This window comes from Hymenobacter daecheongensis DSM 21074, from assembly GCF_900141805.1.
Classification (GTDB): domain Bacteria; phylum Bacteroidota; class Bacteroidia; order Cytophagales; family Hymenobacteraceae; genus Hymenobacter; species Hymenobacter daecheongensis.
Genome location: NZ_FQYN01000004.1, coordinates 374,414 through 397,426 on the forward strand (window position 1 = coordinate 374,414; position 23,013 = coordinate 397,426).

At 62.8% G+C, this 23,013-nt stretch carries 14 protein-coding genes; 4 read left to right on the forward strand and 10 right to left on the reverse strand.

Annotation, left to right across the window (positions count from 1 at the left end; all coding sequences use genetic code 11):
* Positions 1-106: 106 nt before the first annotated feature.
* Positions 107-1,159 carry an alkane 1-monooxygenase gene (locus BUB62_RS09770; RefSeq protein ID WP_200799914.1) on the forward strand — a complete coding sequence of 351 codons (1,053 nt, stop codon included), beginning with the start codon at positions 107-109 and terminating at the stop codon, positions 1,157-1,159.
* 89 nt (positions 1,160-1,248) lie between these two features.
* On the opposite strand, the gene BUB62_RS09775 is transcribed toward BUB62_RS09770, so the two are convergent.
* From BUB62_RS09775 to BUB62_RS09795, 5 genes are all read right to left on the reverse strand, one after another.
* On the reverse strand, positions 1,249-3,087 hold the full coding sequence (locus BUB62_RS09775) for a polysaccharide deacetylase family protein (RefSeq protein ID WP_159437434.1): 1,839 nt from the start codon (positions 3,085-3,087) through the stop codon (positions 1,249-1,251).
* Positions 3,088-3,206: 119 nt separating this feature from the next.
* Positions 3,207-4,526 (reverse strand): sensor histidine kinase, encoded by a 1,320-nt coding sequence (locus BUB62_RS09780; RefSeq protein ID WP_073109310.1) that lies wholly within the window; start codon positions 4,524-4,526, stop codon positions 3,207-3,209.
* The gene (locus BUB62_RS09785) at positions 4,523-5,257 is read right to left on the reverse strand and encodes a response regulator transcription factor (protein WP_073109311.1); all 735 of its coding nucleotides are present in this window, start codon (positions 5,255-5,257) and stop codon (positions 4,523-4,525) included. Before BUB62_RS09785 ends, BUB62_RS09780 begins: the two co-directional genes overlap by 4 nt.
* 66 nt (positions 5,258-5,323) lie before the next feature.
* Positions 5,324-6,520 carry a threonine synthase gene (locus BUB62_RS09790; RefSeq protein WP_073109312.1) on the reverse strand — a complete coding sequence of 399 codons (1,197 nt, stop codon included), beginning with the start codon at positions 6,518-6,520 and terminating at the stop codon, positions 5,324-5,326.
* Positions 6,521-6,584: 64 nt separating this feature from the next.
* Positions 6,585-7,490, reverse strand: coding sequence for a LysR family transcriptional regulator (locus tag BUB62_RS09795; RefSeq protein ID WP_073109313.1), 906 nt, complete (start codon positions 7,488-7,490; stop codon positions 6,585-6,587).
* A gap of 278 nt (positions 7,491-7,768) precedes the next feature.
* Here BUB62_RS09795 and BUB62_RS09800 point away from each other — a divergent pair, with 278 nt between their 5' ends.
* Positions 7,769-9,958: a penicillin acylase family protein gene (locus tag BUB62_RS09800; RefSeq protein WP_073109326.1), complete on the forward strand. Its 2,190-nt coding sequence runs from the start codon at positions 7,769-7,771 to the stop codon at positions 9,956-9,958.
* Positions 9,959-10,034: 76 nt separating this feature from the next.
* The gene (locus BUB62_RS19300) at positions 10,035-10,175 is read left to right on the forward strand and encodes a hypothetical protein (RefSeq protein WP_159437435.1); all 141 of its coding nucleotides are present in this window, start codon (positions 10,035-10,037) and stop codon (positions 10,173-10,175) included.
* A gap of 79 nt (positions 10,176-10,254) precedes the next feature.
* On the opposite strand, the gene BUB62_RS09805 is transcribed toward BUB62_RS19300, so the two are convergent.
* The 3 genes from BUB62_RS09805 to BUB62_RS09815 all read right to left on the reverse strand — a co-directional run bounded on the left by BUB62_RS09805 (position 10,255) and on the right by BUB62_RS09815 (position 14,876).
* Positions 10,255-10,788, reverse strand: coding sequence for a hypothetical protein (locus BUB62_RS09805; RefSeq protein ID WP_073109328.1), 534 nt, complete (start codon positions 10,786-10,788; stop codon positions 10,255-10,257).
* 15 nt (positions 10,789-10,803) lie between these two features.
* Positions 10,804-11,883, reverse strand: coding sequence for an alpha/beta hydrolase family protein (locus BUB62_RS09810; RefSeq protein ID WP_073109330.1), 1,080 nt, complete (start codon positions 11,881-11,883; stop codon positions 10,804-10,806).
* A gap of 176 nt (positions 11,884-12,059) precedes the next feature.
* The gene (locus tag BUB62_RS09815) at positions 12,060-14,876 is read right to left on the reverse strand and encodes a TonB-dependent receptor (protein ID WP_073109333.1); all 2,817 of its coding nucleotides are present in this window, start codon (positions 14,874-14,876) and stop codon (positions 12,060-12,062) included.
* Positions 14,877-15,372: 496 nt separating this feature from the next.
* On the opposite strand from BUB62_RS09815, the gene BUB62_RS09820 reads away from it, so the two are divergent.
* Entirely contained in the window at positions 15,373-20,904 is a 5,532-nt protein-coding gene (locus tag BUB62_RS09820) for an alpha-2-macroglobulin family protein (protein WP_073109336.1), read from the forward strand.
* Between the two features lie 108 nt (positions 20,905-21,012).
* Here the strand turns inward: BUB62_RS09820 and BUB62_RS09825 are convergent, their stop codons facing one another.
* A complete protein-coding gene (locus BUB62_RS09825; protein ID WP_143164099.1) occupies positions 21,013-21,468 on the reverse strand; it encodes a hypothetical protein in 456 nt (151 codons plus the stop codon).
* 74 nt (positions 21,469-21,542) lie between these two features.
* Entirely contained in the window at positions 21,543-23,003 is a 1,461-nt protein-coding gene (locus tag BUB62_RS09830; RefSeq protein ID WP_073109349.1) for a SusD/RagB family nutrient-binding outer membrane lipoprotein, read from the reverse strand.
* Between the last annotated feature and the right edge of the window lie 10 nt (positions 23,004-23,013).

The window sequence follows — 23,013 nt, forward strand, 5'->3', positions numbered from 1 at the left end:
TCCTCTTCCTATCCAGCTATCCGAGTAGTCACCCAATGCTGGAATTAAGCTGCGGAAGTGAGTATCTTGCTTTAAGCATTTTACTTCCACGCTGTTGCCCGTTTTCATGGCCTCTGTCCTGCGTGATCTGCGCTACCTTCTGGCCTATACTGTGCCGCTGACGGCCCTAGCCGGCTTCTGGTGGGGCGGCGCGTGGGCCTGGCTCACGCCCGCCTACGTGTTCGGCCTGATTCCGCTGCTGGAGTGGCTTTTCCCGCCTCGCCCTGCCTCTGCCGAGGACGAGGCCCCGCGCCTGCGGCGCGGCTTTTTTGATGGGCTACTATACCTGAACGTAGGACTGCAATACGGCCTGCTGGGCATTTTCCTGTACGTTTTCACCCACTCCGAACGCACCGACTGGGAATACGGGGGCATGGTATTCAGCATGGGTATCTGCTGCGGGGCGCTGGGCATTAATGTGGCGCACGAGCTGGGCCACCGGGTTTCTGCCACCGAGCGCACGCTGGCCCATCTGCTGCTGCTGAGCACGCTCTACCTGCATTTCTACATCGAGCACAACCGCGGCCACCACCGGCACGTGGCCACGCCGCTGGATCCCGCCACCGCCCGCTTCAACGAACCCTTTTTCCGGTTTCTGGTCCGGGCTGTGGCGGGCGAATACCGCGGCGCCTGGCACCTAGAGGCCGCCCGCCTACGTCAGCAGGGCCGGGCGTGGTGGTCGGGGCACAACCAGATGCTGCGGTTTCAGCTGTACCAATTGCTGCTGATGCTGGCCGTGGGGGCGGTATTTGGGCTGGCGGGTCTGCTGGGGTGGCTGGGCGCGTGCGCCGTGGGCATTATCCTCTTCCAGCTCGTGAACTACGTGGAGCACTACGGCCTGCTGCGCCGCCGCACCGCTACCGGCATCTACGAGCGGGTGCAGCCCTGGCACTCCTGGAACTCGGAGCACGCCTTCGGCCGCATCCTGCTCTACGAACTCACCCGCCACTCCGACCACCACTACCAGGCCAGCCGCCCCTACCAAACCCTGCGCCTGCAGCCCCAAAGCCCCCAAATGCCCACCGGCTACCCCGGCATGATGCTCCTGGCCACCCTGCCCCCACTCTGGTTCCAGGTGATGAACAAGCGAGTACCGAATAGTGAGATAGTGAGATGGTGAAATAGTGAGTTTGATGTTCGATTTGCGCAGCTGGCGCATGTTGCGCAAATCGAACATCAAACTCACTATTTCACCATCTCACTATCTCACTATTTCCCCCGCTTGAAGCGGTAGTATTTTCGGTACCAGGGGGCGGTTTTTTTGAACAATGTACCGGGGGTTTCTTCCGGGAAAATGTTCACGCGGAAGATCTGGAAATGGTCGTCTTCGAGGTGCATACCGCCCGTGTCGGTGGCGACGCCGAAGGTGAAGCCGGCCTGCTGCACCAGCTTTTTTAGCGGCTCATTGACGCTGCCGTAGGGGTAGGCGAAGGAGACGACTTCGGTGCCGAGCGTGCGCTCCAGCGCATTTTTGCTCGCCCGGATTTCGTGGGCGGCCTGGGCCGGGGGCAGCGTGGTGAGGTTGACGTGCGTGAGCGTATGCGCCCCGATTTCCCAGCCCGCCGTCACGAAAGCCCGCTTTTCGTCCTCCGACATAATCTCGCAGCGCGGCTCGGTGGGGTCGGAGTCGGCATCCCAGAAGTTGTAGCGCACGGCCGCGTCGCCGAGCAGGTAGATGACGCCGCGGTAGCCGTAGCGCTGCATCAGGGGCAGCAGGTTGGTGTAGTTGTCGGTGTAGCCGTCGTCGAAGGTGAGGATGATGGGGCGGGCGGGAAAGTCGCGCAGGGGCTGGTCGCCGTTGGCAAAGGCGAGGTAATCTTTGAAAGTAATGGGCGTGAAGCCCCGGCTTTGGAAATAGCGCAGGTGCTTCTCGAAGTTTTCGGCCGTCACGAAAATCCGATGCTTGGTTTGCAGCGGCTCGGTCGGGATTTTGTGGTACATCAGAATCGGCAGGAAGCCGGGGCGGGCCTTCTGCATACGGGCGCTGCGGTACACGCTCAGCACCTGGGCGGCAATGTAGCTCAGGCTGTAGTCGGTGCGCACCTGCTGCTGCAGGGCGGCGGGCACGGGCCGGGGCGCGGCCAGCGCGGCGCGGGCTTCGGTTAGCAGGGCGGCGTAGTCTACTTCGGAAGTGGGCTGCAGCCGGGCGGAGATGTCGCCGAAGTTGGAAGCGGCGGCGGCTTCGTAGGTTTCCGGCGTTACGAGGCCCGCGTAAGCAGCTTCGCCCAGTGCCAGCACCGGTACGCCGGCCCCCAGCGCCTCAATGGCCACGCGCCCGGCCCCAATTACCAGCGACGATTTATGCAGCCAGCCGGGAATATCCTCCGTGAAACCCACCACTTCAATACGGCTGCCAAACTGCGCCTGCAGCGCTTGCAGGGCAGCTTTGCCGGCCTCGGGCAGGTGCTCTAGCTCGCCGCCGATGAGAGCCAGCCGGAGCGCCGGAAATTCGGAAAGGAGCGCCGGAAACACCTGCTGCAGCAGCTGTGCGGCCCGCTCGCCCTTGCCCCCATTGAAGCGGCCGATAAAGGAAATCCGCGGCGGCGCGGGTTCGGCATTGGGCGTTTTCGCCTGGTTCGTAGCCAGCTCCGCGCCGAAGTCGATGCCGTTGGGCAGCAGCACGATTTTCGGCGCGGCCATCTTCACCTCTTCCACCAGATGTGTTTTCAGGTTGGCGCAAATGGCAATTACCTTGTCGCCATACACATCGAAAAGGCTGGTGGAGGCGTGCAGATGCTGGCGGCCGTGCACGGTGCTCACCAGGGGCACGCCGGTGCCTTTTAGAGCAAAATACGCCACCCAGCTGGCCGCCCGCGAGTGGGCGTGCACCACATCAATCTGCTCCTGGCGCACCAGTTGGCGCAGCAGCCGGATGTTGCGCAGCCGCTGCCCGTGCCGCCGGTTGCTGATGGGCGCCTGCACGCACCGCGCCCCCGTAGGCAGCGTGGCCCTATCCGATACCATCGTCACTGTGTGGCCCTGGGCCCGGTGGGCCTCGGCCAGATGCACCGCGTAGCTCACCGAGCCGGCAAAGAAATTGGCAGACAAAACGTGCAGAATACGCATACGGCAGGAACGTCGGGAGGCGGCAAAAAGGCGGCCGGCCGCAAAGATACCGGCAATTTGGCGGGGCGCAGTCGGGTGCTTTCGGCGCGCAGCGGCCGGCGCTAGGCCGGCGCGGGCAGCCGCAGGCTGAACTCCGTGCCGCGCCCGGCCTCGGAGCTGATGCCGAAGCCAATGCCGTGCAGCTGCGCAATGCTGTGTACCACCGTCAAGCCCAGCCCGTAGCCCTCGGCGGCGTCGGTGTCGAAGCGGCGGAACCGCTCGAAAACGTGGGCCAGATGCTCCGGGGCAATGGGTTTGCCGGTGTTGCGGATGCGCAGCTCATAGGCCCCATCCGGCAGCGGCTGGCCGTGCAGCGCAATCAGGCCGCCCAGCTCATTGTACTTCACCGCGTTGCTGAGCAGGTTGGAAAAGAGCGTGAATACCAACGGGCGGTTGGCCGGCGCCAGCACCGGCTCGCCGGCCAGCTGCCATTCCACCCGCAGCAGCATCTCCCCGATGCGGTCCTCCAGCTCCTCTACTACCTCGGCCAGCACCTCGGCCACCGGAACGCGCTCCGCCAGCGCAAACTGGTGGTTTTCGACCCGTGAAATGAGCAGCAGCGTGCGCAGCGTGGCCGTGAGGCGGTGCAGGGTTTTCTGCGAAGCCACGAGCTGGGCTTCGGCTTCTTCGGGCAGAATTTCGGCCCGCAGCATATTCTCGAAGCGGTTTTGCAGCACCGAAATCGGGGTCAGCAGCTCGTGCGAGGCATTGGCAATGAACTGGCGCTCCTGCTCAAACACCGACTGAATCTTGAGCAGCATCTGCTGGATGCTGGCATCGAGGTACTGAAAATCGGAAGTGGTAGTGCGCAGCGGCGGCAGTGCGGGCGGCACGGGCCCGCGCACGGCCCGCAGGCGCTCCACAATGTAGTCGACGGGCCGCAGCAGGTGCCGAATCACGCCCAGCTCAAACAGCAGCGTGGGCAGCACCGCAAACGCCAGCACGTAGGCCGCCAGCGTGCGCAGCAGCTCATACACTTCCTCCAGCGAGGCAATGCTCTTGCCGATTTCGTAGATGTAGGGCCGCCCTTGATAGAACCCGCCGTGACGCAGCACCCGAAAATCGACCAGCTGCCCCTGCTGCCGGCGCGGAAACGTGCCAATGGTATCGGCCACCAGCGCGGCGCTGGGCTGCAGGGCAATAAATTCGTCCTGCAGCAAGTCGTAGTGGGTGCGGCCCTGCCGCGACGGCCGGTCCAGAAACTCCTCGATGCCCACCTGCCCGATGCGGCGCTGCACCTGGCGCAGCTCGGCGCGCAGGGCGGCATCGGTGTGGCGCAGCACCAGTCCCTGCGCCACCCAGGGCAGGGCCAGCAGCAGCACGGCCGCCATCAGGGCCTTGGAAAGTACGCTGAGCAGAATCAGCTTTTGCTGGAGCTTCACGCTGGGGACGTAGCGGCCGGCGCGGCCCCGGTTTCGGGTGTGGGGTCGGGCCGCAGCCGGTAGCCGATGCCGCGCACGGTTTCGATCCACTCGTGGGCCGGATCGTGGGCGGCGAGCTTCTTGCGCACGTTTTTGATGTGCACGTCGATGTAGTTGGAGTCGTGGTCGGCGCTTTCATTCACCGAGCCGCCCCAGATATGCTCGCTCAGCTGCAGGCGCGTGAGCACCTTGCCGCGGTGCAGCAGCAGGTAGTGCAGCAGGTCGAATTCTTTGCGCGTGAGCACCAGCGGCTGCGCGCCGTAGCGCAGGCTGCGGTCGGCCAGGTGCAGCGTGAAGCCGCCGAAGGGCAGCACATCCTGCACCACGCCGTGCTTGCGCCGCGTCACGGCCAGCATCCGCGAGCTAAGCTCCAGCAGCGAATACGGTTTGGGCAGGTAGTCATCGGCGCCCAGGTTGAGGCCGTTGATGCGGTCATCTACGGAGCCGCGGGCGCTCAGAATGATGATGGACGCCTGCTGATTCCGCTCGCGCCGGGCCTGGGCCAGCAGCGCCAGTCCGTCCTGGTCGGGCAGACTCAAATCGAGCAGCACGAAGTCGTATTCGTTCACGAAAAGCTTTTCCGAGGCTTCGCGGCCCGTGCGGGCAAAGTCGCAGTGGTAGTGCTCATCGTACAGAAACAGCCCCAGCTCCCGGGCCAGGGCGCGGTCATCTTCCACAATTAACACGTTCATAAGCGCAAAGTAAGGAAGCCCGGCTGAATAGCCGCGGTGCCGGACACGGGCAACAACCGCCCCCGGCTATCCGTGCTGCCCCTCTACGTTCGCCATATATTTCTGCCCCGAGCCCGTGTTCAGCAGCAGAATCTGCTCCTCGGGCCGCAGCCAGCCGGCGGCCAGCAGCTGCCGGGCCGCCATCCAGACGGCTGCGCCCTCGGGGGCCACAAACAAGCCTTCGAGGCGGGCCAGCTCGCGCATGCCCTCCACCATCTCGGCATCGGTGATGCTGATGGCGGTGCCTTCGGACTCGCGCAGCACGTCCAGCATCAGCAATTCGCCCAGCGGGCGGGGCACGGCCAGGCCATTGGCAATGGTGGGCCGGCCCACATATTGGTGGGCATTGGCCTGCCGGCCCCGGTAGGTTTCGACCAGCGGGCAGCAGCTGGCGGCCTGCACGGCCACCATGCGGGGCAGCTTCACATCGGCGGCCAGCCAACCCAACGCTTTCATCTCCCGAAAAGCTTTCCAGATGCCGATAAGGCCGGTGCCGCCGCCGGCCGGATACAGAATAACATCGGGCAGCTGCCAGTTCAGCTGCTCGGCAATTTCGTAGCCCATGGTTTTCTTGCCCTCAATGCGGTAGGGCTCCTTCAGGGTCGATACGTCGAGCAATTCACCATCGGCATTGGCTTGGCGCACCCAAGCGGCGCAGTCGTTGATCAGGCCGTCGATGAGCTGCACTTCGGCCCCGTACCAGTAGCATTCCTCCTTGAAGGCCTGGGGCGTGTGCCGGGGCATGGCCACCACGGCCCGCATCCCGGCTTTGGCGCAGTAGGCCGCCATCGCCACGCCCGCATTGCCGGCCGTCGGGATGATGCAGCCCTGCACGCCCAGCTCTTTGGCTTTGGAAATAGCCATGCTCAGCCCGCGGGCCTTGAAGGAGCCGGTGGGGTTCTGGCCTTCGTCTTTGAGCACCAGCGCCTGCAGATTGTAGCGGCCAGCCAGGTTTTTCAGATCCAGAATGGGCGTGAAGCCTTCGCCCAGGCTGACTTGATTCTCGTCGTTGAAAAGGGGCAGCACGGCCCGGTAGCGCCACATAGTGCCATCGGTGGCGCGAATGCCGGCGCGCGACAGGGGCTCGTGCAGGTCGTAGTCGGCCAGCAGCGGCATCTGGCAGCAGGCGGAAACCCGCTGCAGGGCGAAGGCAGAGTGAGGCGTGCCACACACGGAGCAGTGCAGGGCCTGCAGGCGGGATACGGATTCGAGGATAGCGTTCATAGTGTAGCTTGAACGCGAAACGGCGCCAAGCCTATTCCCAAATCAGATGGTGATTCGGAATAGCCTATGCCGGTTTGGCATAATGACGACGGGCAAACTGGACGAACTCCCGGTAGGGCATGTTGTTTTCGGTGCCCTTGCGCTGCACAAAATCGAAGTGACGCACCAGGTTCAGGTCGGGCAGCGGCACTTCGACCAGCTCGCCGGAGGCCAGCTCCTTCATCACGGCCTGCCGGGGCAAAAAGGCCAGGCAGGTGTCTACACGCACGAAGTTTTTGAGAGCCTCGGTGCCGCCCAGCCGCACTTTCACCCGCAGATCGGTGAGGCGGATGTGCTTTTCGGCCAGCGCCTCTTCCAGCACGGCCAGCGTGCCCGAGCCGGTTTCGCGCAGGGCCACGGGCACTTCCAGTAGCTCTTGGGCCCGCAACTCTTTCTTATTTAGCGGGTTGCGGGCCGAACACACGGCCACCACCTCGTCGGTGAGCAGCGGGGTGTAGGTTACGTTGCTCACTTTATGAATGCCCTCGATAATGCCCAGGTCGATTTCGTGGTCGAGCAGGGCTTTGAGGATGTTCTCGCTGTTGCGGTTTTTGAGCGTGAGCTGGGTGTTGGGAAACTTGCCCAGATAGGCCGAAAGCACCGGCGGAATTACGTAGAGCGAAATGGTGGTGCTGGCCCCGATGATCATGTGGACCTGGGGCGAAAACGTGGGGCTGAGCGTGGTGAACTCCTGGTGCAGCTCGTGCTGGAGTTGCTTGGCCAGCAGCAGCTTGCGGTAGAGCAACTCGCCGGCCGGCGTGAGCAGAATGCTGTTGCCGAGGCGCTCAAACAGGCCGGTTTTGTAGTATTCCTCCAGCGCCTTTACCTGCTTGCTCACCGCCGACTGGCTCACGAACAGCGCCTGGCTGGCCTTGGTGAAGCTAAGCAGCCGGGCTACTTCGAGGAAGATTTCGTGCTGGTGGGAAAGCATAAGGCAAAGAAGCTGTTTAATAATTCCCCCTCGTCTGTCATCCTGAGCTTGCGAAGGACCTTGTTACGACAGCACGAGTCGTTGCAACGAATGTCGTTAAACTGGCATAAGGTCCTTCGCAGGCTCAGGATGACAAACGATAAAAAACCGGGGCCGCGCCGGTAAAAATAACCGGCCCAGGTCCGTGTACGCAGTCAGGCGGCCACTCGCCCCTCCGATGGCGGCAAAGCCGTGGCGGTGCGCTACATTAGGCCCTGAATCTGACTTATCCCACTCCGATGCGGCTCCTTCTCGTTCTGCTCGCCCTCACGGCTGGCTTCAGTGCCCGCGCCCAGGCCTTCACCCTGGCCGAAATAGCCGGCTGGCAGCAGCAGGCCCGGCAGGTCACCATCGTGCGCGACACCTGGGGCGTGCCGCACGTAAGCGGCAAAACCGACGCCGACGCGGTGTTTGGCCTGCTCTACGCCCAGTGCGAAGACGACTTTGCCCGCGTGGAGGACAATTACATTACCGCCATCGGGCGGCGGGCGGAGGTGGAGGGCGAGGCGGCGCTGTATGAGGATCTGCGCGCCCGCCTGTTCATGGATAGCACCCAGGCTATCAGTATCTACCAAAAAAGCCCCGCCTGGATGCGGCAGCTGCTCGATGCCTTCGCTGCCGGCACCAACTTCTACCTCTACTCCCACCCCACCGTGCAGCCCCGGCTGCTGCGCCGCTTCCGGCCCTGGATGCCGCTCATGTTTAGCGAGGGCAGCATCGGGGGCAATATCAGCGTGGTGTCGGTGGAGCGGCTGAAGGCATTTTACAGCCAGAAAAAGTCCAGCTCCTGGCTCCATACCGACTTCGAGAAGCAGGACCGCGAGCCGACGGGCTCCAACGGCTTCGCCATTGCCCCGCAGCGTAGCGCCAGTGGCCACGCGCTGCTGCTCATCAACCCGCACACCTCATTCTACTTCCGGCCCGAGGTGCAGATGACCAGCGCCGCCGGCCTGAACGCCTACGGGGCCGTCACCTGGGGCCAGTTTTTCATCTATCAGGGCTTCAATGAGCACTGCGGCTGGATGCACACCTCCAGCTACGCCGACTCGATGGATGAGTATCTGGAAACCATTGAGAAGACCAAAACCGGCTTCGTATACCGCTACGGCAAGCAGCGGCGGCCGGTGCAGGTGGGGAAGGTTGCATTGGCCTACCGCAAAGACGGCCAGTTGCTGCGCCGCGACTTTACCACCTACCGCACCCACCACGGCCCGGTGGTGGGCCAGAAAGACGACGCCCATTGGGTGACGGTGCGCATGATGGATACGCCGCTGGAGGCGCTGGAGCAATCGTATCTGCGCACCAAGGCTACTGATTACGCCAGCTTTCGGGAAGTGATGAAGCTCAACGGCAACGCCTCCAACAACACGGTTTTTGCCGATAGTAAGGGCACCATTGCCTACTGGCACGGCAACTTTATGCCCCGCCGCGACCCGCGCTTCAACTGGGACGAGCCCGTGGACGGCAGCAACCCCGCCACCGAGTGGCGCGGCTTGCACAACGTGGACGAGATAGTGCAGGTGCGCAACCCGGCCAGCAGCTTCCTGCAGAACTGCAACGCCACGCCCTTCACCGTGGCCGGCCCCGGCAGCAGCCCCGACCGGGCCAAATATCCCGCCTATATGGCCCCGGATGCCGAAAACTACCGCGGCCTGAACGCCGTGCGCGTGCTCACCCGGAAGAAAGCCGCCTTCACCCTCGACACGCTCATTGCCGCCGCCAAAGACCCCTACCTCACGGCCTTCGACGACCTGCTGCCGCCGCTGCTGGCCGCTTACGAAGCCGCCCCCGCCCCGGCTCCGGACGAGGCAGAAGCCGTGGCGCTGCTGCGCAATTGGAACCGATGCTACGCCAAAGCCTCCGTGGCTCAGACGCTGGCCATTCACTGGGCCGAAAAGCTCCAGCAGCTGGCCCGCCCCCGCGCCGCCCCCGACCAGGTTTTCAGCCAGCTCAGCTACAATGCCTTCACCCTGCAGCACACCACCGCCCAGGAGAAGCGCACGGCCCTAGCCGCCGTGCTGGCCGAGCTGACCCGCGACTTTGGCACTTGGCGCCTGCCCTGGGGCGAAATAAACCGCTACCAGCGCCTGACGGGTCGCATTCAGGAAACCTTTGATGACCGGCAGCCCAGCCTGCCGGTGGCGTTTGCGTCGTCGGCGTGGGGCTCGTTGGCGGCCTACGGCTCGCGCACCTATCCCGGCACCAAAAAGCGCTACGGCAACGTGGGCAACAGCTTCATTGCCGTGGTCGAGTTTGGGCCGCGCGTGCGGGCGCGCTCGGTACTCACGGGCGGCGTGAGCAGCCATCCGGATTCGCCCCATTTCTTGGATCAGGCTGCGCTCTACTGCGAGGAGAATTTTAAAGAGGTGCTGTTTTACCCCGAAGACGTGCGCCAGCACGCCGAAAGAACGTATTCGCCCGGACAATAGCCGCCAAGTGCCCGCCGCGCAGTATCCGGATGTGGCGGAGAACCGTATCTTTGGGTCAGAACTTACTTTTTTTCCTATGTCGACCAAGACCACCACTGCCGCCAACACGACGGCCCCTGCCGCCGAGCGGGTTGAAACTGCCCAGGAAGCCCTGCACCGCCGCGTAAAGCAGGCGCAGGAGCGTCGCCGCCTGAAGCTGAAGCACGTGAACCCCTAGTTTCGGGACCACCGCTACAAGATAAGCCCCAGCTATTTCGGTAGCCGGGGCTTTTTCTTGGGGTTCGGTTCAGGATATGCTACAGCAGCACGTCCAGCGACAGCGCGGGCATGATTAGCAGCCGCCGCCCAACGACGCGCATGGCGCCCTCCACATAGTCAGCCCGAAAGCCGTTGGCGGCCAGCACATTGAAGCCCGCCCGGAAGTTGTTGCTGAAGCGCAGGTTCAGGCCCGCGCCGCCGCCCAGGTTCACGTCGTGCAGGTTGCCGCGATGGTGGCCCACATCCCAGTGGTAGAGCGAATACACGCCGCCCAGGCCCAGCACCGGCTCCAGGCGCTGATTTTTCAGCGGAATGTAGAACGTGAGCAGGCCTAGGCCGCCGGCGCTGAACTCGTTCTGGCGCTGATTGGCATCGAACACCTGCAGGCCGGCCGCGCGCACTCCGAAATGCCGCAGCAGCCGGGCCTCGACCTGCAAGCCAATAACGCGCGGATTGGCCAGGATACCCAGCGAGGCTTTATAGGGTCGGTAAGCAGAGGTTTCAGCCGGTATCTGCTGCGCCGCGAGGCCGGGAGCCGCCAGGATCAAGGCCAGGAGTAGGAGTTTGGACATCGCCATAAAGGTTGCCTATTTCTTTACCTGATCCATCACCCACTGCCGGATGGCTTCCTGGGCTTCGGGCGAGAAAGTCGGCTGAGGCTGGCCGCCCACCACCGGCCACTTGGCCGGGTCGGCCTGGAAGAGGTGATTTACGCCGGCCAGCTTCTTCACGGTTACATTCTTGTTCAGCTTCAGCCCTCTGCTGAGCGCCCCCAGGTTCGCGTCCGCGTCGATGGTGAGGTCGGCGGTGCCGTTGAGCAGCAGCACCGGGCAATTGATGGTCGTCAGCTTCTCTAGGGGGTTGAAAGCCAGAAAATAGCGGTAGCGGGCAGAGGTCATTTCAGCCGCGCTCGACTGGGCCGTGGCATCATCCACGGCCGCGTTGTTCTGCTTCAGAATATTGGCCACAATGGCCTGAGCCTGGGCATTGTCGGGCGTCTGCCGGATGATTTCGAGCAGCGCCTGCTGGCGCTTGGTGGCCACCTCAATCTGGGCCGCATCGGAGCCCACGAGGCGCAGCGTGGCGGCCTGCTGCTGCAGCACCAGCTCCTGGCCCGGCAGGCCACTGGCAGCCAGCGCCACCACGAAGACCGGCGACAACGGCTGCGCGGCGGCCAGCAGCGCCACGTTGCCGCCCTCGCCGTGCCCCACCAGCCCCAGGTGCGCCAGGTCGGTTTCGGGGCGGGTGCGCAGGTAGTTCAGCGCCGCCTGGGCATCACTGACCAGCTCGGCGGTGGTAGTAGCCGCCGGGCCAACGGATTTGCCCGCGCCCCGGTCGTCGAAGCGTAGTACGGCCATGCCGCGCCGGGTGAGGTAATCGGCCAGCAGGCCCAGCGGGGCAAAGTCGCCCACCGTACCGTCGCGGTCCTGCGGGCCGCTGTCGCTGAGCAGCAGCACCGTCGGAAACGGCCCCGTCCCTGGTGGCACGGTCAGCATTCCGCTCAGCCGGGCGTTGAGGGTGAGGTTGGTAAACGTGACTTCTTCCGCGCGGTAAGGCAGCGGCACCTCCCCGGCAGAGGGCGTGGCGGCGGCCGCGGCCGGGGTTAGCAGCAAACAGATAACAAAACCGCTCAGCAAGCGGAACAGGCGAAGCGTAGAGGTGTACATAAGTAGAAGGAAATAGCGCCAGAAAAAATGTGTTTCAGGGTTTTGTTACCTAATTGGCTCCGCTGAAACCGCCCGGCCAGAGCCACCAACGGGCAGACGGCAGCGTGCCATCTGCCCGGAGGCGGCCTCAAAAGGCGAGAGAGCTGAGGCGGGTCAGTCGGCCGGAACCGGCAGCCCTACAGCCCGAACGTGTAGGAGGCCTTTAGGTAGAAAAATGCCCCGTTCAGACCCGTTTGCACCATTTGGTAGGGCAGAATATCATGGTCATAGGGCAGGCTGATGTTGTAGCCGTACTTATCAGAGAGGTAGGCGTTGGCGGCAGTGCGGCTGCGGTTGTGGGGCGCGGGCACGCCATCGGGCGCGTGGCCGTTGTCGGCGGCGGTGTTGATGTCGTCGGGGCGCACGCTGAACACGTTTTGGGCCCCGGCCGCCAGCAGCAGGCCCTTGGTGGCCTTGTAGGTCAGCAGCAGATCAATGGAGGTTTTGGGCCGGAAAATCAGGTACGACGAGCCTTCTTCCAGACCGTTGAAGTTGAAATCATAGAACGATACCTGCCCGAAGCGCGTGGCGCGCACCTGCCCGCCCAGCTTGTTGCCCTCATAGCCCAGCGTAGCTATCATTTTGCTGCGGGGGCTGCCCATAGTCAGCAACGACAGCTCGCGCTGGCCAATAAAGTCGTTGCCGGCCAGCTTGTCATTCTGAATGCCCTGAAACAGCGCCGGCACCTGCAGGCTGCGCAGTCGGGTTTCGTTGAAGTTGGCCGCCAGGGCCGTGCGCAGGGTACCGCGGCCCAGCAGCTTGCTGTAGCGGGTCACCACGTCCAGGCCGCGGGTGCGGGTGTTTACCGAGTTGGCAAAAAACTGCACGCTGGTTGTGTTGGCCTGCTGCAGCGCGGCATCGAGCGAGGTCGAAATACCTTCGGCAAACGTGTTGGTGAGGCTGATGCGGTCATCAATATCAATGCGGTAGGCATCAATGGCCAACGACAGCTCCTGCGTAGGATTCACCACGAAGCCGGCGCTCAGGTTGCGTGAGGTTTCGGCCTTGAGCCGGCCAATGCCCGCCACTTTGGCAATGCTGCTCTGGTTGTTGAAAATGCCTGAGTACGTGGTGCCGTTGGCCGTAGGCAGCAGCGTGAGCTGGCTATACACCTGCTGCGCCTGCGACGGAGCCCGGAAGCCGGTGTTGTAGCCGCCGCGCAGGGCCAGCCAGTCGGCCAGGCGCAGGCGGGTGTTGGCTTTGTAGATGAAGGCCGAGCCAAAGTCGGAGTAGTTCTCGAAGCGCACGGCCCCGTCCACGGTCCAGCGCTTGGTCACGTCGGCTTCTACGTCCAGGAAGCCGGCCACATTGCGGCGGCTGCCGGTGCCCGAAGCGGCCGAGGTGGGGTCGAAGCCGATAAAGCCCTGCGAGCCGCCCGAAGCGCCGGCCGCGCCCCGCTCGTAGTCTTTCCACGAAGCGTCTTCGCCCGCAATAATCTTGTAGCCATCGGTGCGAAATTCGCCGCCGAGTGCCACGTTGGTGCCCGCCAGCATCTTATCAAACAGGCGCGTGAAGGTGGCGTTGGTCACGAACTGGGTGAGCCGCTGGCCACCGGCCTTAAAGGTAGTGGGCGAAGCCGTGCCCAACGACGGGTTCAGCGTGTTGCTCAGGTCGTAGAGCATGCGGTTGGCGGCGGCGCTCTGGCTCAGGTCGAGGCTCCACTGGCCCAGCTTCAGCTCGAGGCCCGCCACGGCAGAGCCATCATTGATGCGGGTATTGATGTTGGGCTGGTAGCCCAGACTGAACCCCGCCCGGTCGCTCAGGTCGGCCGGATTGGAGTAGGGCAGCACCCACGGAGCCACCGCCTGGCCCCGCCGGAAATTATAAGTACCAAAGGAGTAGAACCGAGTCTTTTCCGACAGCTGCACGCCGGCGTTGTACACGCCCCGGTAGTTCAGCATGCGGGCATCGCCGTTGCGCTGGCGGTAGTCGAGGCTGGTTTTGCGATTGGCGAGCAGAAAGGAATCCTCCCGGGCTTTCTCGTCCGAAAATATGGGCCACGATTTCAGGTCGCGGCTATACTGCGGGCTGGTGGTATAGCCGCGGTAGTCGGCCTCGCCGGTCAGGTTCAGGAAGCCCTGCTTGCCCAGCTTCAGGCCCTTGTTCAGGCTTAGGGTGGTGTTATAACCCAGGCCCGAGCTATGAATCCCGTTGTTCACCAGCACGTTGCCACCGTGGTTGTCGTTTTTCAGGGTGAAGTTCATTACGCCCGCAATGGCATCGGAGCCGTACTGGGCCGCCGCGCCGTCGCGCAGAATCTCTGCCCGGTCGAGGGCATTGGCAGAAATCGTATTCAGATCGGTGGGCGAGCTGCCCAGGCCGCGGCTACCGAGCAGGTTTATCAGCCCCGAGGCATGGCGGCGGTGGCCATTCACGAGCACCAGCACCTGGTCGATGCCCAGGCCGCGCAGGTTGAAGCCGTCCACATGGTCGCCGCCGTCGGCCGAGGTTTCGCGGTTCGAGTTGAAGGAGGGCACCACGTAGTTCAGCAGCTGGGTGTTGTCGGTGCGCGGGGCCGTGAGGGCCAGCTCGCGCATGTCAATTACATCCACGGGAGCCACGGCATCCTGCTCGGTGCGGTCGGCACGGCGCGTACCTACGGCCACCACGTCGGGCACCAGCGCGAAGTTGAGGTTCACCGGCTGGCCGGCTTTCAAAAACATGTTGCTCACGACTTGGGAGCGAAACCCGGCCTGCGTGATCTGCAGCACGTAGGGCCCGCCCGTGAGCAGAGTATTGAGGTCGAAGTGCCCCAGGGCGTCGGTGAGGGCTATGCGGCGCACACCGGTGGGCAGGTGAATGGCCGCCATGGAAGCGCCCGCCAGCGGGGTACCTTGCTCCGTCAGAATGGTGCCGGTAACGGCCGCCAGCTCGTTGGTCTGCGCCCGACTTTGGGTAGGCGCAAAGCCGCAAACCAGCAAAATAAGCAGAGAGAAAAGTCGCAGTTTTTTCATGCTGTTAGCAAAGAATAGGAAATATTAAGAAATCAGGAAAACACCTTATCCGCAAAGTACGCCAGCTCCTTACTGCTTTACAAGTTTTTTCGATAAATATCCATTTTAAGACGATAGAAGCGAGATTAGACACCCTTAGTATACTTGTTTTCTTTTATAAACATTATACCGTCTTGCTATTTTTCAATACTCTATGATTATAATTTTTTTAATATGACTATTTGTCAATCAGCTTATTTTCAGCCGCTTTCATTATTCCGTTGCTGTAGTAGGATACGCAGTAGCTCAACAGTAGAAATGGACACCATCAAGTCTCACGAAAAATCTGCTGGTAGCCTGGCAAGGGAATTAACTGGAGCCTTAATGGTGCGCGGTGCTAATTCGATGCCGGCGCGACATTGTTCCGATTACTGCCGAGCGGTTCTACCGGCCGGAGTTCGGCGGCAATTCCCTTTTTCCATACCTTCCGGAATACCTCCTCTTCCTGCCTAGCTGTATGATATCGTTCCGCTTATCCCGCCTGCCCCTGCTGGTGCTGCTGACACTGCTAGGCGCCTGCTCCCGGTCCGACAACGCTGGCTCCGACTCTGCGGACGGCGAGGAAATCAGCCCCTACCAGAACATCACGTTTGCCTTCGACGAGCCCGTGGGCGCGGGCCGGGTCAGCCGCTGGGATACGCTGCAGTACGTGCGCTTTGAGCCCGCCGTGCGTGGCAAGTTTAAATGGACCAGTGAGCGGGAGCTGACCTTCTCCCCGGTCGAGCCCTTCCGGCCCGCCACGGCGTTTCGGGCACAGTGGCAGCCGGTGGCACTGGCCGCCCTGAAGCTGAAAAGTGAGCCGAAGCTGAGTAAACCCAAGTTTCACACCCCGGCCCTGCGGATGCATGACCCGCAATTGTTCTGGAGCCAGAGCCGGCGGGTAGCGGGCTCGGCCGAGCTGCAGGCCAACCTGCTGTTCAACTACGCCGTGAAGCCCGCCGACGTGCAGCCCCTGCTGCGCGTAACCCAGGACGGCCGACCCGTAGCTTTTGAGGTCGTTGGGGCCGAAGCCGACAGTATCGTGGGCGTGGCCCTTACCCAGGACGTGCGCCCCGGCTCCCCCATCACGCTGGAGCTGGCTCCCGGCCTGCGCCCGGCCGGCTCCGGCCAGGCAACCACCCGCCCCCTTACCGCCCAGGTAGCCGTGCCCGACCAGCAGACCCTGCTGGTGCGCGAGGTGGTGGCCGCCATCGTTGAGGGCAACCCGGTGATTACGGTGCTCACCAACCAGCCCGTATCGGCTGCCGAAATTCCGGCCCTGCTCACCGTGTCGCCGGCCGTGGACTACGCGGTGGAGGCCCTGGAAAGCGGCTTTGTGCTTAAAGGCGGCTTCAACGTGGACAAGACATACCAGATCAGTTTGCGCGGCGGGCTGCGGGGCACCTTGGGCGGCAGCCTGGCCGAGCCCTTCACCCAGACCGCCTCCTTCGTGGACGAGCGGCCCACCATCAGCTTTGCCAACGGCGACAAGGCCCTGTACCTCGACGCGCTGGGCACCCGCAACCTGGGCGTGCGCATCGCCGAGGTCGAAAAGGTGCAGGTCACCATCGCCAAAGTCTACGCCAACAACATCCAGCAGCTGCTGCGCGGCGGCCAGCAGTACGGCTACGATGCCGACGGTGAGGAAGGCGGCGAAGGCGACGGGGGCGAGTACGAGGACAAGTCGTACCGCTACTACGATGTGGAGCAGCTCGGCAGCGTGCTGACTGAGCGCACGTATTCCGTGGCCGGTTTGCCCAAGGAAAACGGCCTGCGCCTGCTGAACCTGAGTTTGAAAGACCTGGAGTTCACCGGCCCGATGAAGGGCCTTTACGTGGTGAAAGTGCAGGACACCGAGCGGCAGTGGCTGCAGGTGAGCAAGCTCGTGGCGGTGTCTGACATCGGCCTGATCGTGAAGCAGGGCCAGGCCGGCCGCACGCTGGTATTTGCCAACTCGATTCGCACCGCTCAGCCGCTGGCCGGGGTGAACGTGCGCTTCGTCAGCGCTAACAACCAGGTAATCAGCAGCGGCACCACCAACCGCGCCGGCGTGGCCGTGTTCGACAGCACCGCCGCCACCAGCCGCTTCCGCCTGAGTATGGTCACGGCCCAGCATGAAGCCGACTTCACCTTCCTGAACCTGCCCACCAGCCGGGTCGAAACCTCGCGCTTCGACGTGGGCGGGCTACAGAGCAATGCCGCCCGCTACCAGGCTTTCCTCTACGGCGACCGGGACCTATACCGCCCCGGCGACACGATCCGGACCAACACCGTGGTGCGCACCGAAAGCTGGCAGGCTCCGCCGGCCGGGCTGCCGGTGAAAATCCGCCTGCTGCTGCCCACCGGCAAGGAATACGCCAGCCTGCGTCGGCAGCTTTCCGCCGAAGGCGCGTTTGAGTCGCGCTTTATTCTGCCGCCCGCCGTGATGACTGGCCTCTACACCCTGGAAGTGCTGACCGGCAACGACGTGCTGCTGACTTCGCGCAAAATCTCGGTGGAGGAGTTTATCCCCGACCGCCTGAAGGTGACGGTGAAGGCCGCGCCCGCCGTGGTGCGCCCCGGCGGCGTGGTTTCCGCGACTATCACGGCCCTGAACCTGTTCGGCCCGCCCGCCGCCGACCGGAAGTTTGAGGTGGAATTCTCGCTCAAGGAAAAGCCTTTCAACCCCAAAAACTACCCCGGCTACGACTTTCGCATCAGCAGCGGCGACAACCGCCCCCGGACCTACGGCGCGGAAGAAGCTACTTCCCTGGCCGACCGCTTCGAGAAAACCACCCGCGAGGGCACCACCGACGCCACCGGCCGCGGCACCGCCACCTACGCCGTACCCGACTACCAGGATCTGGGCACGCTGGAAGGTGCAGCCTTCGCCACCGTATTCGATGAAAGCGGCCGACCCGTAAACCGCCTCGCCACCTTTGAGGTGCAAACCCAGCCGGTACTGTTCGGCCTACAGCGCCTGCCCGAGCTGGTGAGCACCCGTCAGTCCCTGCCCCTGCGCGTCGTGGCCCTCACCCCGAACGGCCAGCCCACCAGCGCCAGCGCCGAAATCAAGGTGGTACGCCTGCTGTGGGAAACCGTGATTGAGCGCCAGGGCGGCCGCTACGTGTACAACTCGCAGAAGCGCGAGCAACTGATTCTTACCCAGCGCCGCACCATCGGTACTGAAACCAGCCTGGATTTCACGCCCGCTTCCTCCGGCGAGTACGAGGTGCGCGTGGCCCGGCCGGGCGCGGCCACCTACGTGGCCGGCCGCTTCTACGCCTACGGCTACGGCGACACGCCAAGCAATGCCTTCGAGGTGAACAACGAAGGCGAAGTCACCATTGAGGCCGACAAGGCGAAGTACCAGCCCGGCGACGTGGCCCACCTGCTGCTCAAAACGCCCTTCCCCGGCCGCGTGCTCATCACGGTGGAGCGGGATAAGGTGCTCGACCATTTCTATGTGACCACTGACCAGAAGTCGGCGCGGGTGAGCATTCCGATTCGCGGGAATCATGTCCCCACCACCTACGTGACGGCCACCGCCATTCGCGCCATCACCGACAACCGCCTGCCGCTCACCGTGGCGCGGGGCTTCGTGCCGCTGACGGTGGAAAAGCCCGGCACCCGCCTGCCCCTCGCGCTGAAGGTGCCCGCTCAGAGCCGCTCCCAGACCTGGCAGACCATCGAGGCCAGCACCGCGCCCGGCGCGTCGGTCACCTTCGCTATGGTAGATGAGGGCATTCTGCAGATGAAGGACTACCGCACGCCCGACCCCTACGGCTACTTCTACCAGAAGCGCGCCCTGGAAGTGACGGCCTACGACGTGTACCCTTTCCTGCTGCCCGAGTTGGGCACCAGCTCCTCCGGCGGCGACGGTGCCGACCTCGCCCGCCGCACCACGCCCGTGCCTTCGCGCCGGGTGCAGCTGCTGGCCAAATGGAGCGGCGTGCTCCGCGCCGACGCCAACGGCAAAGTGCGCTACCGGGTGCGGATTCCGCAGTTCAGCGGGGCCGTGCGCGTGATGGCTGTGGCCTACAAAGGCGACGCTTTCGGCAGCGCTGAGCAAACCATGCGCGTGGCTGACCCGGTGGTCATCAGCACCAGCCTCCCTCGCTTCCTCAGCCCCGGCGACACGATTGACGTACCTGTGACGCTGACGAATACAACGGGGAAAAGGATAAGATTAGATGTGAAGCCCTTGGTTGACGGATCATTAGAATCAATTGCCAAGACAATTATAGTGGGCGGCCACACTGCAGAAATTGTTCCCACAGTAACTCTTAGCCCGAATACAGAAGGACAAATTCGTTTACGGTTCAAGGCCAAACAGCAAATTGGGAATGCTACTATCAATGTCAAAGTTGCTGCTTTTAATCCCGCAGACGAAGGCAGTCAGGCTTTTGAAGTCTTCACCGAAACCATCGAGATACCCGTTCGCCCGGCCTCTCCCCTGCAAAAAGTCACCGGCTCGGGCGTAGTGAAAGGCGGAAGCGCCCAGAGCCTGAACCTGAAAACCGACTTCCTGCCCGCCACCCTGCGCAGCCAGCTGGTGGTGAGCCGCTCGCCGATGACGGAGTTTGCCAAAGATCTGCGCTACCTGCTCCAGTACCCCTACGGCTGCCTGGAGCAAACCGTATCGGCCGCCTTCCCCCAGCTCTACTACGGTGATTTAGCTTTCACCCTGCAGCAAAAAAGTCCAGGCACCAGGCACCAGGCACTAAGCACCAGATACAACCCCAACTACAACGTGCAGGAGGCCATCCGTAAAATCGAGGCCCAGCAGCTCTACAACGGCAGCCTGAGCTACTGGCCCGGCGGTGATTACGACAACTGGTGGGCCACTGCCTACGCCGCCCACTTCCTGCTCGAAGCCCAACGCGCCGGCTTCGAGGTGAACAAGAGTACCCTCGACAAAACCCTGCAATACCTGCAGGCCCGCACCCGCCGCCGCGAAACCGAGGAATACGACTACTTCGACGTGAATAACCTGGCCCGCCGCAAGGTCATTGCCAAGAAGGAAATTGCCTACTCGGTGTACGTGCTGGCCCTGGCCGGCCGCCAGGATGCCGTGGCCCTGAACTACTACAAGGCCAACCGCCAGCTGCTGGCCCAGGATTCTAGGTTCCTGCTGGCCGCCGCCCAGGCCGTGGGCGGCAACCAGCGCGGCTTCCGCGACCTGCTGCCCACCACCTTCACCGAAACCGCCGCTCGCCGCGCCTTCGACGGCTCGTTCTCCTCCCCCGTCCGCGACCTGGCCCTGGCGCTGAACGCCCTGCTCGAAGCCGACCCCGCTAGCCCCCTGGTGCCCCGCATGGCCCGCCAGCTCAGCCGTCAGGTGAAAGCCGCCCGCTGGCTCAACACCCAGGAGCGGGCCTTTTCGCTCCTGGCCCTGGGCAAAGTAGCCCGCCAGAATGCCGGCAGCACCGTCACGGCCGGCATCATAGCCGACGCGCAGAAAATCGGCGACTTCTTAGGCAAAGACCTCACGGTAAACAACGTAGCCAACCGCCGGCTAGCCCTGCGTACGGCCGGCACCGGCAGCCTCTACTACTTCTGGGAAACCGAGGGCGTTTCGCCCGTCAACACCGTGCGCGAGGAAGACAGCTTCCTGCGCGTGCGCCGCCAGTTTCTCAACCGCAACGGCAACTCCGTCGGCTCCCCCACGTTCCGCCAAAACGACCTGGTAGTGGTCAAAATCACTATCCAGAGCGCCGACGCGGCCGGGGACGTAAAGAACGTGGCCATCACCGACCTGCTCCCCGCCGGCCTCGAAATCGAAAACCCGCGCATCGGGGCCGTCCGCGACCTGACCTGGGCCAAAGACGCCGCCACCCCCGACTACCTCGACCTGCGCGACGACCGTCTCAACCTGTTCACCACCGCCACCATCGCGCCCAAGTCGTTCTACTACGTGGCCCGGGCCGTGTCGAAAGGCACCTTCCGCCTGGGCCCGGTGAGTGCGGATGCTATGTATAACGCGGATTACCATTCGTATTCGGGGGCCGGCGTGGTGCGGGTGCGGTGAAGCAAGTGAAGTAGAAGCCACTGCTCAGATTACAAAAAAATATCCCGGCTGCTACAGCAGCCGGGATATTTTACGTTTTCCCGAAACAGGTTCGGGGGCACTTACCACTTATTGCACGATAACAGTCGTGAAATAGCGCCGATCGGTGCTGCCATCTGGGTTCACGGCGTCAACGATGAGAACGTAGGTATTGGGAGGGCGCGTAGTAGCGTTGGAGGTAGCTCCCACCAGTTCGCCATCCGCCGTGTTGCGCACGCTGACCGCAGGAATGTTTACGGTTGCAGCCCCATCTACTACTGGGAAAGAGTTCAGATCCTTGGTTTTGGGGGTAGAGCCTACGCTATATGAGCTGGTGATGCGCACACTGGTGGCCGGGCCATTGATGCCAACTTTAAGCACCAGATTACCCGCCTTTTTGTAGTCAGCCGTGACCTTGTCAATATTGTCATCGAAGATGATTGATGACTTTGGGGCTACGGTATATTCCGGCTCATCCTTCTTGCAGCCAGCCATCAGCAGCACGACGACGAAAAGTAGCAGGAAATGAGAAAGAGTCTTTTTCATGGAGAATTGTTAAAACAAAGAGAAAACCGGGCAAGGGCACCGCATGACGCGCTGCTTGCCGCGAATGAAACACCTTACTTGCCCGGATCCCAGAACACGGATGGAACGGTCAGGTCAGCACGCAGGGGCGTGTTGGCAGGATTAGCGGCCCGGTCGGCATCAGAATAGGGTAGGATGCGCAAAATGGCCGATACCTGACTGGTAGAGGGCAAGGGCAGCTGCGGGAAGCCGGTGCGACGATAGTCCGTCCAAGGCTCAGCAACTACGCCAAGGCTGGCTACATATTTTTCCTCAATAATCTGCTGCAGGTAGTTGGAAGCCGTCAGCGCGGGGCGGGCGGCGATGTAGGCCGTGCGGGCAGCGGCGGCTACCCCTGCCATGTCCATGGAAGCCGTGATACCGGCCTCGAAGGCGGTCTTGGCACTAGCCAGGTTGCCGGTGCGGCCATAATACTCGGCTAGGATGAACTGGTATTCCGCATAGGTAACCATGCGGATGGGAGCCGAACCGTCGTAATCCTGCAGACCGGTACCTGTGCGGGCCCCGCGGATATAGGTATTCATGCGCGAGAAACTCGTGCTGGGAGCCCCGGTTCCGCCGGTTCCGCTGGCCGCACCGGTGTATTGGCCGGCGCCCCCAAACTCGGTGAAGTAGGAAGGCCGGCGAGGGTCCACCTTAGTATTCATGATACTTACCAGCGTAGCGCTTGGGAATATCTGGTTGGGACGCGACCGTTCGAATTGGTCGATAGGATTGGTTTTGCCCACGACCGTCTCAAAACGCAGCTGGAAGTTGTCGGCAATGCTCGTCATAACGGGCGCCTTGGCCGTCAGCAGGTCGCCAATGCCTTTGGTAGCCTCCTGCGGAAACTTGGGGTAATAATGCACATACAGGCGCATTTTCAGCGTGTTGGCAAACTGCTCCCACCGTGCCAAGTTGCCACCGTAGATTAGGTCATCGGCGCCGGGCACCAGCGCACTCGGCTTCTTCAGGTCGTCGATACCAGCGTCAATCAGCACGATTAGGCTTTTGTACACGTCCTCCGACTTGTCATATTTCGGGCTGCCGTTGGCGGCAAACTTCAGCGCTTCGGTATAAGGGATATCGCCGAAGCAGTCTACGGTAATGCCATACAGATAGCCCTGCATGATTTTGGCGATGCCGGCGTAAACCGGGCTACTCGCCTGATTCACGTTGATCAGCTGCTGCATGTCTGCCAACGCCGCCGCGTAGATGGTGGTACGGAATACGTTGTTCACGTCTGTGCCCGTAATCACGCCGCGGTCATACTGCACCACCTGGTTGGCGCTGCCGCCCTGCCCCGAAAACTGCTGGACGATGATGGAGCTATAGCGGTGCAGGTCGGAGCCGGACAGGAACCCCAGCGCCGTTTGAGAGGCCACCAGCGCATTGCTCGCAGGAGCCGACACCACGGCGTTAGGGTTGTCGTTCACGTCCAGGAAGCTGTCGCAGGAACCTAGAAGGCCCAGGGCGCTGGTCAGGACGATGTATTTTGCAAAACGAAAAGTCTTCATTCAGTTAAAG

Coding starts and splice junctions, on each gene's coding strand:
- BUB62_RS09800 (WP_073109326.1), top strand. CDS start 7,769: ATGCGGCTCCTTCTCGTTCTGCTCGCCCTCACGGCTGGCTTCAGTGCC.
- BUB62_RS09785 (WP_073109311.1), bottom strand. CDS start 5,257: ATGAACGTGTTAATTGTGGAAGATGACCGCGCCCTGGCCCGGGAGCTG.
- BUB62_RS09815 (WP_073109333.1), bottom strand. CDS start 14,876: ATGAAAAAACTGCGACTTTTCTCTCTGCTTATTTTGCTGGTTTGCGGC.
- BUB62_RS19300 (WP_159437435.1), top strand. CDS start 10,035: ATGTCGACCAAGACCACCACTGCCGCCAACACGACGGCCCCTGCCGCC.
- BUB62_RS09790 (WP_073109312.1), bottom strand. CDS start 6,520: ATGAACGCTATCCTCGAATCCGTATCCCGCCTGCAGGCCCTGCACTGC.
- BUB62_RS09805 (WP_073109328.1), bottom strand. CDS start 10,788: ATGTCCAAACTCCTACTCCTGGCCTTGATCCTGGCGGCTCCCGGCCTC.
- BUB62_RS09820 (WP_073109336.1), top strand. CDS start 15,373: ATGATATCGTTCCGCTTATCCCGCCTGCCCCTGCTGGTGCTGCTGACA.
- BUB62_RS09830 (WP_073109349.1), bottom strand. CDS start 23,003: ATGAAGACTTTTCGTTTTGCAAAATACATCGTCCTGACCAGCGCCCTG.
- BUB62_RS09795 (WP_073109313.1), bottom strand. CDS start 7,490: ATGCTTTCCCACCAGCACGAAATCTTCCTCGAAGTAGCCCGGCTGCTT.
- BUB62_RS09810 (WP_073109330.1), bottom strand. CDS start 11,883: ATGTACACCTCTACGCTTCGCCTGTTCCGCTTGCTGAGCGGTTTTGTT.
- BUB62_RS09825 (WP_143164099.1), bottom strand. CDS start 21,468: ATGAAAAAGACTCTTTCTCATTTCCTGCTACTTTTCGTCGTCGTGCTG.
- BUB62_RS09770 (WP_200799914.1), top strand. CDS start 107: ATGGCCTCTGTCCTGCGTGATCTGCGCTACCTTCTGGCCTATACTGTG.